Origin of the sequence: Desulfomicrobium escambiense DSM 10707 (assembly GCF_000428825.1) — a bacterium.
Taxonomy (GTDB): Bacteria; Desulfobacterota; Desulfovibrionia; order Desulfovibrionales; family Desulfomicrobiaceae; genus Desulfomicrobium; species Desulfomicrobium escambiense.
Genome location: NZ_AUAR01000009.1, coordinates 19,918 through 34,399, shown reverse-complemented (window position 1 = coordinate 34,399; position 14,482 = coordinate 19,918). Strand labels below are relative to the sequence as shown.

General features: G+C 65.2%; 3 protein-coding genes (1 of these 3 cut by a window edge). All 3 read right to left on the bottom strand.

The window, feature by feature from the left end; translation table 11 throughout:
• Positions 1 to 11: 11 nt before the first annotated feature.
• Positions 12 to 1,850, bottom strand: coding sequence for a GAF domain-containing protein (locus tag G394_RS0109585; RefSeq protein ID WP_028577468.1), 1,839 nt, complete (start codon positions 1,848 to 1,850; stop codon positions 12 to 14).
• A gap of 176 nt (positions 1,851 to 2,026) precedes the next feature.
• The gene (locus tag G394_RS0109580) at positions 2,027 to 2,341 is read right to left on the bottom strand and encodes a DUF3467 domain-containing protein (RefSeq protein ID WP_043775373.1); all 315 of its coding nucleotides are present in this window, start codon (positions 2,339 to 2,341) and stop codon (positions 2,027 to 2,029) included.
• Positions 2,342 to 2,393: 52 nt separating this feature from the next.
• Positions 2,394 to 14,482 carry the 3' portion of a DUF4347 domain-containing protein gene (locus G394_RS0109575; protein ID WP_028577466.1) on the bottom strand. 16,432 nt of this gene lie beyond the right edge of the window, so only the last 12,089 of its 28,521 coding nucleotides appear in the window; its start codon lies beyond the right edge, outside the window; it ends in the stop codon at positions 2,394 to 2,396.

Below are 14,482 nucleotides of genomic sequence, written 5' to 3'. Positions count from 1 at the left end.
GCCCAGGCGCCTCAAGGCAGCCACTTCCAGAAGAAGAGGGTCAGCCACTCCCGCATGTCCCGGACCCAGATCCCGGCCAGCCTGCGGCGGTCGACGTCGACCTTGGCGACGCCCTCCATGCCGGGCCGCAGCGTCGCGTCGACGCTGTCGAGGGCCGCCTCGACGCGGAAGAAATTGCGCCCCTCCTCGGCCTTGGCGATGGGCGTGACCTTGGTGACCGTGAAGCGGTATTCCTGGCCGGGCAGGGAGAAAAGCACCAGTTCCCCGCGCTGCCCTTCCCGCACGTCGGCGATGCGCCGCTCGTCGACCTTGAGGATGACCCGGTAGGAGTCGAGGGGGGTGAGTTCGAAGAGCACGTCCCCCTGCCTGACCGCGCTGCCGAGGCGCTGGCTGAGGTCGCCGCTGACGATGAGACCGGGAAACGGCGCCGTGAGGCTTGTCCGCGCCAGCTTCGCGTCGGCCAGGTCCAGCTCGGCCTGGACCTGCTCCAGCTGCGCACGGACGATGCTCGACTGGGCCCGGTCGTGGACGGACATTGCCTCCTGGTACTGCTGCTCCAGCTGCCGGTACCGGCTGGCCGTGACCATGCGGTCCAGGCGCAGGTCGCGGTCGTCGAGCCGGCAGAGGAGATCCCCTTCCCCCACCATATCCCCGGCGCGGCGCTGCGCCTGCTGGATGAACCCGTCAAAGGGCACGGTCACCGCCCGCCGCACGGCCCCCTCCAAGGCGAGGTCAGCCCGCAGCCGGTACTCGCCCTCGGCGAAGAATAGGAACAGCGCCAGACAGACGATCCCCCCCAGGGCGAGCTTGCGGCCGTAGTGCAGGGGGCCGAACAGCCGGCCCGCGGCCTGGCGCAGGCTGGCGCGCAGGTACTCCGCCAGGGAGAGGCCGGCCTGCCGCCTGGCTTCCAGAATGGGGCCGACCAGGGCCGCCACGGCCCGGAAAAACTCGACGTCGCGCTCCGTGAACGGCTGATCCGCCCCCCTCTCCGCGGTCAGCGCCCCGTAGTAGCGGCCCTGGCCGTACAGGGGCAGCGTGACGACCGAGGCCATGCCCTGCTGTCTGGACAGGGCCTCGTGCTCGCGGCAGATGAGGGTCGCGTCGTCTGAGGGGTGCACGATCTCGCGGCGCTGGAGCAGGGCCTCGTCCATGACCCGCTCGATGGCGCGGGTCAGGTTCATCTTCAGGTTGACCTCGGCGCTATGGGAAACGGCCTCCAGGGTCACGGACCTCCCGCGCACCAGGCCCAGGCTGACGCGCTCGCAGCCCGAGGCCGCGGCCAACTCGGTGACGAAGGTCATGGCCGCCTCGCCGCACGACGAGCGGTCCAGGGTCAAGGCCAGCATGTCCACGGCCGTCCCAAGGCGCAGCAGGCGGGCCTTGTCCTCGTCGGCCTCCTGGCGGCGCAGCAGCAGCTCCAGCCACGAGGAACCCCACTGCAACTGCTCCATGGCCCGGTTCAGGTCGGCCTCGCCTTCCGCCGCCAGCTCCATGGCCACCACGGCGAACAGCCTGCCGTCCACCCGGACGGGGTAGACCATGGCGTACCGGTCCGCAGCATCCAACTCCAGCACCAGGCCGCGCCCGTCCTCAATGACCCGCTCCAAAGCATCGGCCAGCCGGACAGGGTCCGCACCGCCGTACGGCCACACCGCCGCGGGGGTGAACTGCCCGTCCTCCCCTGCAGTGACCAGAATCCCCTGGATCACGCCCGGAATCATGGCGCTCTGCAGCCCGATCCAACCCTGGCAGTATTCCCGCGTGCTCGAAGCAGAGGAGAATTCGGCCCATGGCAGGGCTTGGGCTGCATCGGCCGGCGCGGAACCCTGTATGGTATTGTTGCTGCTCATAATGGTGAAACCTGACCAAATGCAACGGAGAAACCGGTGCAGGAAGAATGCCCAACCCCTTTTACGTACTTAGTTAACCAGCTATCTAGTCAAAAAACAAGGGGAAACCCGACATCAGACGCATCAGGCCCGACACGCCACCGTGCCGGGCCTGATGCGAAAGGCTGCGTTCCCACCTATTGCGGCGTGACGTCGGGCATTTCGAGATTGATCACGCCGAAACGCTTCTCGTACTCGTTCATGGTGTTGGCCAGGAGAATGGCCAGGCGCTTGGCCGCGTAAGGGTTGATGATGATCCGGTCGGAAAGCTCGATGACCAGGTCCTTCTGCGACGGGTGCCAGTTCTTGTTGACACCGAACATGAGCGCCACTTCCTCGCGCGTGCTCGATACGTTGCAGACGTTGGCGTACGTGGTTTGCATGCGGCTCCCGTCCCAGCGGATCTGGGCCGCCTGTTCTTCCGTCTTTTCCTGGGGCGTCCTGTCTTCCATAGTCACGTGTGCACTCCTTGTATGTTGCGGGCTCCGTATGAATAAGGGCGGACTATGCGTCCGCGTCCTGAAGTTTCTTCTCGAACATGAATTCCGTTACATTGACCAGTCGCACGGACGAAGAGCCAGTCTTCTCCTTGTCGCGCAGCCTCTCCCCGTCCCAACTCCAACTGCGCGCCTTGGGCCTGGCGAAACGCTCCAGTTCCTCCGAGGCCAGCCGGCGCTTTTCATCCCTGCTTCGAGACGACAGCGCGCCCATGCAGGTCAGGCCGGCCACGGCGCCTTGGAGGCCCGTCGACTCAAAGATTTCCCGGACCGCGGCCAAACCGGCCCGGTCATCCGCCAGCGCGGACGGCTCGCCTCCAGGCTGGCGCGGGCCGAAAACGGCGGGTCGCGGCCCGGCCGCATCCTCCGCCGGAGCCCCTGGCTTCGGGGCCGGACCTTGCGTCGGGGCGGCGTCCTTTCCGGACTGCGCCCGGACTGCCGGAACCGACTGGCCCCCATGGTGGCTCACACGACGGGCGTAGCTCGATTCGGACCGCACCTGTTCGATCTCCAACGCGTCGGACGCGGGTTCCGGGGTGAGGGACACGCCTGGCGCGACCGTGCGTCCCCTGGACTCGCCATGCGTTTCCTCGACGCTGTAGAGATCGACCATGGTCATGCTGATGAGGTCGCCCATGGCGACAACCTCGTCAACCTTGCCGCCGCTCAGGGTGACCTTGCCGAACTCGCCGGCCATGACGTCCTCGGACAGGTCGCCGTAGAACAGGTCGCTGCCGCCGCCGCCGAACATGAAGTCGTTCCCCGCGCCGCCGACGAGGGTGTCGCTGCCGTCTGAGGAACTGTACCGTCCCAGCGTCCCGGCCTCGTGCAGGGCGCCGCTTCTGAAGGTCACCCGGCCGGCGTCGCCGATAAGGACGTCGTTGCCTGCGCCGCCCTGCAGTTGATCGTCTCCGCCGCCGCCGACAAGGATGTCGTCGCCGAGACCGCCGATGAGAATATCGTTTCCGTCACCGTCGGGCGCCATGGATTCCACGGAAAGCAGGGTTTGCGGAGTCTTCGACCCTCCTCCCGTGTCCGATCCGCCGTCGCCGAAGAGGATGGCCCCGTTGCTCCAGGCCGAAGCGTCGAGAACATCGGAGCCGCCCTCGCCGAATGCGATCAGCAGTCCGTCGCCGCCGGCGACGGCGTTGTTGGCCGTGACCGTGTCGTCGCCCGCGCCGGCCCTGACCGTGACAACCCTGCCGGACAGAACGCCCTCGACGGTGATGTCGTCCGCCCCGGACCCGAAGAGGAGATTGACGCCGCCGCTGAAGCTGCCGTTGAAGGCGATGACCCCGGAACCGCCCGCGTCGCCGGTCATGCCGGAGATGTCGTGGTCGGTGACGACCACGCCGGTGCGGCCTGTGGTGTTGCCCCGGTCGCTCGCGTTCAGGGTGTTTGTCCCCCCGCCGCCGTCGAGGACCAGATCGCCCCGGATGCCGTCCAGGTTGCCCTGGTTGACCGGCGCGTCGGAGGAGATATTGAAGGTGTCGTTTCCATCCCCCATGGTCAGGAACGTGGTGGACCCGGCTGCCGTGCCTCGCACATTGACGACGTTGTCGCCGCTGCCGAAGGCGACGTTCAGATTTTCGATCTCCACGTACCGGATGGACCCGGCCATGCCGGTCATGGTCAGCGTGGTCCCGTCGAGAATGCAGCTGTTGCCGCCCGTATTGCCGGAATCATCGATCACGAGGGTGTCGCCGTGCCGGTGGTCGCCACCGTATATGTCGAGCAGGGCCGTGATCCCGTCCATGGTTCCGCCCGTGCTGCCCGACGCGGTGGCGTTGCTGCCGGTGTAGATGACGTCGTCGCCGCCGCCGGTGCGGATCGTGGTCGCGACCGCGATACCGGGAACGACCACCGTGTCGTCGTCATCGCCGACTTCGAGCAGCACGGATTGAGCGGTGATGGTTCCGTGCAGGTCGATCAGGCTGCCCGCGCCGGAATCCGCATCGCCGTGATCGCCGACGATGCGCACGGTCCCGTCGGCCATGATGACGCTGCCGCTGTGCAGGATGACGTCATCGCCGGAGAGGAGAGTGACATTGCCGCCGACGCTCTGGATGATCGCGCCGGAGAGGACGGTGATATCGTCTCCGGGTCCCGCGTGATCCGTGGATGTGATGGTGATATCCCCGTCGTTGGTCACACCCGTCGAGACGACGTCGGCCTCGATGGTCACCGGACTGCTTGCCGTTATCCGGATGCCGCCGCCGGCCGAGGTCAGCCCGCTGGTGCCGTCGCCGGCGTTGCCTACGACCAGTGCGCCGTGGTTGTGCACCCACATGTCGCCCGATACGGACCCCTCCAGACGTTGAACCTGAATGTTCAGGGCGTCGTCGGACTGTCCGATGTTCTGGTCGGAGCGGAAGATGACCGCCCCGGCGATCACGGCGTAATCGCCAGAGGAATTGGCGCCGAGAATGCTGCCCTGGGCCGCGAGATAGGCCTTCTTGTTCAGTGCCGTCAGCAGGACCTGCTCGAGGCGCAGGTCGCCGATCGTCTCGATCAGGTACACGTTTTCGGCCGAGGAGATGTTGACCAGGCCGTCGGCCGTGACGGACGAATCGATGTCCAGGTCGTTGCCGGCTGCGCCGATGCCTCCGAGCTGGGTGTTCAGGGTGATGGAGTTGGCGATGACATCGGGGTCCGGATCGTCGTTCGCGTCCAGAATGGACACGGCCGCCGCCAGGGAGGCAGTGCCGCCGGCCCGGACGCGGCCGATGTTCATGTCGCCGCTGACCTCGTTCACGAAGATGTCGCCGCCCGCGGTCATGTCGATCACGCCCAGGCCGGGCTGCGCGGCGTCGAGCAGAGGCAGTTCGGTGTTCAGGGCGTTGCCGTCCTGGCCGATGGACCCTGCGGCGGTCAAGATGACGGAATTGGCCCGGATGTTCCACTCGCTGTCGTTGTTGCCGTTGAAGATCGAACCTGTGCCCGCGACCACGACGGAGCCATCCTGCGAATATATCCCGTCGATGAACAGATCGTGCCCCACAGCCGATAGATGGATGTCGCCCGTGGCTCTGGCGGTCAGATTGCCGGCCTGCAGGTCCACGGAGACGGGCCGGGCGGAAGTGCCGATGGCGGCGTTCGCCCCTTCGAGAATCACCCCTCCATTCGTCCCGCCGCCGGTCACCGCGGTTCCTCCGCCCACGGAGTAGATGCCCTCTGCGCCCTTGATGCGGATGGCGTCCCCGCCGGACACGCTGTCGATGTTGATATCCTGCTCGCTGCCTAGGTAGACATGAGTATCGCCCGTGATGGAGATGCTGCCCCTGGCCGCAATATCCACATCGTCATGAAGCAGAACCTCCAGGGTCTTCGCGTTGCTGCCGGGGTCGAAGATGTTGACGATATTGCCGGCCGCATCGCGGGCGATCATGTCGTCGCGCTCGGCGGCGGCCAGGATGAGCCGCTGCTGTTCCGTCAGGGAATCGGCATTCATGGGCAAGGTGAACGTCGCATGACCGCTGATGCCTCCCATGCCGCCGTTTTGAACGACGACGGAAACGTTCCGGGCCGTGATGTTGGCTTCCTCTATCTTCGTCTCCGTGTCCGTCTTGGCCCGCAGCAAGGACGGATTGAAGGTCGTGCCCAGTTCGGCCTCGGTCCAGGCATGACCGGCCATGAGGGCCTCGTATTCCGAACTGCCCACGACCACTTGGTAGGCATAGCCGGCGATGCGTGCATCGCCCAGGGCGCCGTAGACCGCGTGCAGATCGTGATACTCCAGCGTCCGCTTGGCCACCAGATCCGCGAGATCCTCATCGGTCCAGCCGACGGACCGGTAGTAGTCCAGTTCCAGATCCGACAGCCGGACCTCGAAGGCAGAGTCGTAAACCGACGGAACGGCCTGCTGCTCGCGGTAGTTCCAATAACTGTGGTATTCCCTGGTCTTGAGTCCCTCGTAGGCGGCGATGTTCTGCTGCGCGGCTTCGCCGGCGCCCGTCGCGAGGGTCAGGCGCATGCTGCTCCACAAGGCCTCCAGGTCGGCGATGGCCCGTTCGTCGCGGGTGTCGTTGCCGTTGGCGTCGGTCAGGTTGCCGTCGAGCACCTGGATATACACGTCGCCGCGCACCGATCGCACCGTGTTCAAGCCCAGGTCGCCGCTTGTTTCCGCAAGATGGACGTCGTCCATGGCCGAGACCGTCAGGCTGCCCGACCCGGAGATGCCGCTGTCGATGCGCAGAGACTGGACGGCCGAACCGATGCCGCCCGCCCGGGAGGACAGGTTGATGGAGTTGCCGCTGACCAGCGATACCCCGCCGGCGGCGGTAATGGAACCATAGGCGCCGATGGTCACGTCGCCGTCGGACGCGTCGACCGTGCCGACGTTCAGGGCGCCGGTGAATCCTTCGATGAAGATGTCGCCTGCGCTGCTGACCGCATCCAGAACTCCTCCCGCAAGATCGACCTGCAAAGCCCTGTCGGAGGAGCCGATGCCCGTGTCGCCGACCAAGTCGATGTCCTTGCCCTGAACCTGGCCGTACTCCGTGCTGGTGACCGTGCCGTCACTGGTGATGGCCGTCGTGCCGGCCACGTTGACGAGGGAGCCGGCCACGATGACATCCGTCGCGGAGTTGATGGTGATGCCGCCCGCATCGTAACCGATGAACTCGATGTCGATGGGATAGTCGGCTTTCATACTGTTGTTTGAATACGTCACAGATCCCTGCGCGTAGACGAGGACATTGTGGTATTCTGTAGTGGAAAAGATCCACCACCCGGTCGTCGTTGTGTAGCTGTAACCGTACAGATACTGCTCAGCAGCGAGGTTGACGCTCAGCGGGGTGATCTTCGTGGGCGTGCCGGTCAGCGAGGTGTTCCATTCCACGAAAGTTCCGCTTCCTGTCGGCACAGGCCCCCCCACGTTGACGGTCCAGACCTTGTCAGGCTGCTGGCCGGGATCAGGCGACAGCCAGTCGATGCCCCAGAAACTCGACGTGATGTATTCCTTGTAGATCTGACGCAGTTGCGTCTGCCCCGTCACGTATACGTAGCGCTGTCCTGCCGCAGGAGTGTAGCCGTCGGTCAGCGTCCTGCCGCTGGAGTCCGAGGTCGAAAGCAGCGTCCCGCCGCGGGTCACCGTCTTGCTGATCGTGTCGCCGATCCGGGTGTACGTGGTCACGGTGGGCTCGACACCAGGTTGAAAGACGCCGGCAGGAGAGTACGTATCGACCGTGTCGACGATCTTGATGATGCCCTCGATGCCGTCCCCGCCGGTGTCGATATCGTTGACGATGACGGCGTAGCCGGTCTTATTGTTGATGGTGACGCGACCGAAGCCGTCCACGGACTTCAGTACCGCGTTGGCGTTGGTGTTCATGATCTGGCCGGTCAGCAGCATGAAACCGCCCTCGATGGCGACGGAGTCGACGACGATCGAGTCCGTATCCCGGTCATAGCGGACCTCGATGCCCTGCCCCTTGCCGTCGTCGCTGGTCAGGGTCAGGTACCGCCCCGCCAGGGCATTGGCCTTGAACGCGGCGATATCATCATCAAGGGAGGTGTCCAGCGTCACGGAGCGGTCGGGTCGACCGCTCTGCACGATGCCGTTCAAGTTCAGATAGCGCGCGGTGAGGAAGATGTTGTTGCCGGCGACAGTGGGCGTGTTCTGCGAGCCGTAGGGCTCTCCGGCGGTATTGTAGAACCCTTCGCTGGTCAGCACGAAATCGCGGCCGGCGGAAATGTCGATGGTCTTGGCCGCCACGGCCGTCTTGCCGGCCTCGCCTTTGATGAGCACGCTGCCCTTGGAGTCGTGAATGGTTACGCTGCCCAGGCGGTTCACGATGCTGCCCGAAATCTCGATGTCCGGAGCGGTGATGCCGCGGAATTCCTCCTGCTCCGGAAACGTCGGATTGAAGGTACTCCTGATGGAGATGGCGGGTTCGGTTTCCCCCGCGTCCGTGCCGATGGCCGCGAATTGCGGAGTTGGACTGACTTGGCCGGAAGCGTACAGGAAATCGTAGACACTCTCGATGTCCGCGTTGCTCGTCACCGGCAGAACGTTGAAGAAGACCATACCTCCCTGGTTCGTGGGGATGATCACGTCGCCGACACGTAAATAGTACGGGCTGGCATTCTCGATGACCACGCCGGTGTCGTTGTTGGCGTAGAGATTTCCGGTGCCGGTCAGGGTTCCCGCCAAAACCTCGATGTTTCCGGAACTGGCCTCGATGTCGGACACGACGATGTAGGTAACCAGCAATTCCTGCTTCGGGGACAGAGGTGTGTTCTCGTTCAGCAGCCCGGGATCACTCGCGTCGATCAGTCCGAGTTCCAGCGCCTGCATCTTGAGCTGGGTGATTTGGGCGTTGTAGCCCGCGATGGCCGCGCTATTGCCGTAATGCTCGGCCTTGAGTTTCTGCAGCCGGTCGATCTCCTTGGCGATGTTCACACCCAGATCCTCGACGCTCAGCGAATACGAGACGCCGGAGGAAATGCCGGAGCCGCTGACGGACACCCCGCTCACCCCGGATGCCGAGGCGAGCGTGTCTTTCATGGACAGTCCGAGGGTCAACCCGTCGGCGCTGATGGTGGCGATCTGATACACGCCGTCGTTCGCACCTGAACCGGAAACCGTGATGGTCTGCCCTTCCAGGAAGCCGTCGGCCAGCCAGCTGCCCGTCGAGCGGGTGATGGTGTCGCGCCCGCCGTAGACATTGGCGAAGGTCAGGTCAGGAGCACCCTGCACGGTGGTGGTGTGAATGGTGATGGGCCGTGGGTTCGAGCTGGTGATGGCCACCTTTTGCGCGGTGCTCTGCGCAGCGGAAAGGGTTTCGTTGATCAGCGTATGTTCTTTGGCCAAATACAGGGTGTTGCCCGATATGCTGTCGATCCTGAAGGAGGAATTATTGCTGGTCGTGTTGCTCACATTGATGAACATGCCTGCTTCGAATCCGTCATCCGCCCACGCCGCGTCCTGGCGAGTGATGGTGTCCCGTGGATCGGTGTGTGTCAGGCCGAGGTCGACGGTGGTCACGATGTCCTGCAACGTCGCGGCCACGATGGTCACGCCGAAAACCTGGCCTTCATCCGTCAGGGAGTCGGTTTCCACCAGGGTGAGGATCGAACCGCTGACCCCGGCGACAGTGAAGAAGCCGGCATTGTGCTGCGAACCCGTGACCTCGATGATCTGCCCTGCGGAAACGCCGGACCAGTCCAGTCCGTCGTTGCGAGTGATGGTTCGAGCTGCGGCGTCAAAGGACATGGTCCGGGAACCGAGCTGGACCGTCGCGTAGTCCTCATAGGCCTTGATCGCGGATGAAACGACGCCGGATGCGTCGGCCGGCAATGGCTCGTTGAGCGTGAGGACATTACCGGCAACTTCCTTGATCGTGTAGATCCCGGCATTGGCCGTGCCGCTGACGATCAGGGTTTGACCCGCGGCAAATCCGTTGCTCACGAAAGTCTGGTCGCTGGTGGAGCGCGTGATGGTATTGGCCGATGCGTCGAAATTCAACGTCACCGAATCCGTCGCCATGACCGTCATGGCCTCCGCATACGCGAACATGATGCCGGGATTCTCCCCTGACGAATCGCTGAACCAGTCGAAATTGCTCGAGAATATGGTCAATCGGGTGTCGGTCACCCCTGTTATCAGATAGGTGCCGTCATTGTCGCTGTCCGACGAACCGGATATGCGCAGATGCTGGCCGACTTCAAAGCCGTCGTCGATGAAGCTGCCGCTGCCGCCAGGTCGGTCAATCCATGCTACTTCCCCTTGGGACTTAATATCCAGCAACGGATAGACACTGCCCTCAACCGCGACGACGGGTTCGGCCGCTCCCCGGATCGTCGCGCCGAACACGTTCTGCGCGTTAGCTGCGAGCTGCGACGATGACGCGTTCAGATACATGATCACACCGTCGCCCGAGAACCCGGAAATCTTGTAGAAGCCGCTGTTCGCTTCGACACCTTCAACAAAGATCCACTGGCCGGCCAGGAACCCGTCCTCGACGAAGCTGCCGGAGCTGCGGGTGATGGAGTTGTCCGCCGTCTTGATCGTCAGTTTCGGAGCACCGGTCATGACAAGGTGCGAAATGGTCACGCCGGACGCGGACACGGTCCCGATCACAGGTTCATTTTCGCCGCCCAGGGGCGTCTCGGCGTTCAACGTGATGGTCGAACCCGTGATGCTTTTGATCAGGTAAGCCCCGTCCAGATTTTCGGCTCCGGAAACCTGAATGTACATACCGGCGCTGAAACCGTCTGTAGCCCAGTTGCCACCATCGGTGCGTTCGATGCTGTCCTCGCCCGAGGTGCTGGTGAAGACCAGCCCGGGGGTTCCGCTCATGGCAGGATTGTTGGGCTCGCCAAGAGACCCGTCCACGACCAGGAACTGCTTGTTGTTCAGCCCCGCCTCGACCGTGCCGTCGATGTTGACGTTCCGGTCCAGATTGTCCTGCTCGCTGCCGCCGCTCTCCTTCAGGGACACGGAACCGCTCGAACCGGTGAAGAGGGAGATCAGACCGTTGGCGATGTCCTCGGCCAGGCCCATGTAGGCGTCCTGATAGTTCCAGTTGCCCGATACGGAGCGTGTCCCGCCATCGACCGTCAGCAGCACGTCCTGATTGCTGCCGATCCATGCATCCTCGGCCACATCGATGCGGGACTCCTGATTGACGACGGCGTCGGCCGTGGGGTTGGACCTGATGGGGAAGGCCGTCTTGTTCCAGAGATCGGTACGGGCGGAGACGGAGATGGCCGAGCGCCGCAGGTTGTCCGCGCTGCCGCCGACCGTGATGGCTATGTCGCCCGCGGCCTCGATGGCTGCCCCGTCCATGATGGTCACGATGTTCTTCGGAGAGGCGTGCGCCACGGAAATGCCCTGCGCATAACCGGCCGCGCCATAGGTCTTGGCGTCGGCCTGAGCATGCAACTCCAGATCGGTCCAGTTGGACACGGCGATGCCGCCGCCGGCCTGCAGGGTGGCGTCGCCGACAACGATCTCGGCCGTGTTGGTATCGTTGTAGATGTAGGACTCGGTCCTGGCCGTGGCCACCGCGCCGCCGGCGTCGATGGTGGCCTTGTCCCTGGCCGTGACGTCGTTGTGCACGGAAAGTCCGATATCGCCGCCGCCCGCTCCGTCATTGACCAGGACGCTCGCATTGTCGCCGATCCTGACACGCGTTTCGTTGGCGATGGTGGTCGTGCTCGCCCCGGCCGGGAAGGCCCCGACTCCGCCCGAGGCGGAAATCAGATTGTAGCCGAGCAGCCAATCCTTGAGCACCGTCGTGTCGGCCTCCACGGACAGGGCCTTGGCCGTGACGGCCGCCCCCTCGCCGATCCGCGCTTCGACGTCGATGTCCGTCGTGTTGCCGATTTTCGCGCCGGGAGCGTCGACAACGCCGCCAGACGAACTGTCGGCGGATCCGTTGAAGAGAGCTTCATGGTCGGCGATGATGGTCAGGCTGCCCACGTTGATGCCGGTTCCGCTCCCCTTGGCGCCCACCGCGGCCAGGGTTGTGTTCGTGCTCGAGGTGTGGACTTCGGATGCGGACACGGAGACCACGCCGCCGGAGCCGGAAACGGCCGCGGCCAGATTTTTCTCGGTGCCCCCGGCGTCGACGGACAGCGCGCCGCCCGTGACGCTCACACCGTCGGCCAGATACGAACCGACGTTCGTGTCACTGGAGGACGTGGCCGTGTTCCCGCCGACTGCGACGATGCCGAATGACTTGCCGTTGGCCGTGCTCGTCTGGAAACTGTCGAGATCAGCCTGAATGTGCGCCGAGCCGACTATATTCAGAACGCTGTCCGCATCGAGGTATGCCGCGACCTGCCCGTTGCCCCTGGCCGTCGCTTCCGTGGCGTTCACCCCGAGAAGCAGCCCGCCGCTGGAGCCCGTGGCCGACGCCGAAGCGGACGTCCCACTGCCGGGCAACTCCTGCCGGGCGCTTAGCACGAGATTTTCAGCCGCGATCCGGGAGCCTTCCCCGGCAAAGGCTGAGATGACCGGTGCGACCGTGGCCGTAGCCGTCGACCCGCCTGCGGCCGCGCCGCCGACATTGACACCCGAAGTCGCGGCTACGGCCTGCGGCGTCGCGGACGCACCGACCGTCACGGTTCCACCGGCCTCGACCTCGGCTCCGGGGGCAAGCTTGGCTGTGACCACCGGCGTGACGGTCGCAGTGGCCTTGTTCACGCCGACCGAGACCAAACCACCCGTTGCCGCCTTGACGTCGGCATCGGCCGAGCCGTGGGCATCGGCCTCAATGGTCAGATTGTCATGCGCGAAGACGAGAGAGGAATCGACATGCGTGGTCACGCTACCGCCGCTGACCGCCGTGGCCACCATGGCCCCGACCCCGATGCCGCCGATGGTGACGCCGTTGCCGTTTGCCCCGGATTTGTTGTTGGCTGCGGAGGAAACGACCAGGTCGCCGCTCGTGGTCGTGACCTCGGCCCCGGCGGCAATGCCCGTGTCGACGATGGCCGCGGCCGTGGCCGTGGCCACGGCGCCGTTGCCGGCGACCAGGCCGCCGCCGGAAGCCCCGGCATACGCCTCGGCGCCCTGATCGACGAGACTTCCGTCGACGTTCACGTTGTGGCGTGAGCGGAGTTCGATGGAACCGGCTGTGACGTCGGCGCCGCTACCGATGTACGTACTGATCTCGGGCGAAAGCTCCGCGTCGGCCAGGATGACTCCAACTCCGGCGATGCCCGCGGTGATTCCCTCGCCCTTGGCCTTGGCCTTGCCCGTGGACGCCGACGTGACCGATAGCAGGCCGCTGACGGCGATGATGGCGCCGTCTTCGACGAAGGCTTGTATCACGGGCGTTACGACGGCATCGACATCCGCGCCGTTGCCCGCGAGGACTCCGCCGCCCGAGGCGTTGGCGTAGGCGTTGGCGTCGGCAGTAGCCGAGGACTGAACGGACAGGCTGGCCGCCGTGATGTCCGCATCCCCTTCCACATATGCAGAGACCGCGGAGCTGATTTCTATGTCGGACAGGGAAGCGCCGATGGCCAGCCCGCCCACACTGAGGCCAAAAGCATCGGTTTCCGCCGTGATCGTGGCGCCGGCAGCGACGCCGACCGCACCCGCGACATGGACGTCGGCGTCGCCGATATGCGCGTCCACGGCCGTGCCGACGGTCGCGTCGGCGGAGTTCACGCCGCCGGAGAGGATGCCGCCGCTCAGCCCGTAGGCGCTGGACGACACATCCACGGTGGTCTGCGCGCTAATGGAGACGTTGCCGACCGTTCCGCCGATGTCGGTGTAGTCGCCGATGTACGCGGAGGTCGTGCCGCCGATGGAGTTGGAGACCACGGAACCGCCGGCAGCCGCAACGCCCACGGTCGCGCCCAGACTCAGGCCCGAGACCGTGTAGTCCGAAGTCGCCGTGACGCCGAGCGTGTCGGCGGCGGTCACCGCGGCCTTGAGGCTCGCGGAGGCGCCGTCGATGCCGGCCAGGACCGTGTCGGCGACGGTGTTGACGACCACCGCCCCGCCCACGGCGGCGTACCCACCGGCCAGGCTGAAGGCCAGGGCGTCGATGGCGGCCGTGTCCGAGGCGTCGACCGTGACGTCGCCGTCCGCGGAAAGCGTGGACTCGCCGACGATGCCCGCCTGGATCGTCGAGGTCAGCGTATTGTGCACGGCCGAGGCGTTGGCCGCGACGCCGGCCGAGGCGCCGAAACCGGCGGCCAGGCTGGCGATGGCCGTATCGGATGCGGCCGAAACCGTCACGGATCCGCCGGTCGAGGTCGCCGTGGAATCGACGATCTCCGCCGTGACGGTGCCGTGGATGGCGTTGTCGGCCACGGCCGCGCCCAGGGCCGCCACGCCGCTGACCGAGATGCTGCCGGCGAAGGAGACGATGTTGGCGTTGGCGTTGACCTCATTTCCATTCAGGGCAGAGGTCAAAGTGGAGACCATGCCCGCCGGAGCGGCGATGGCCGAATTGAAATCGGGCACCACTGCGGGAGCCTTCTCCGAAGCCCAAAGCGAGATGTCGCCCCCGGCGGTGACGGTCGAATCCTCGACCTTTGCCGTGACGGTGCTGCCGAGATCGTTCAGGGTCAGGGAAGCGTTCGCCGCCCCGAGCCCGGCGCCGGCCACGCCGATGGCGTAGGAACGGATGA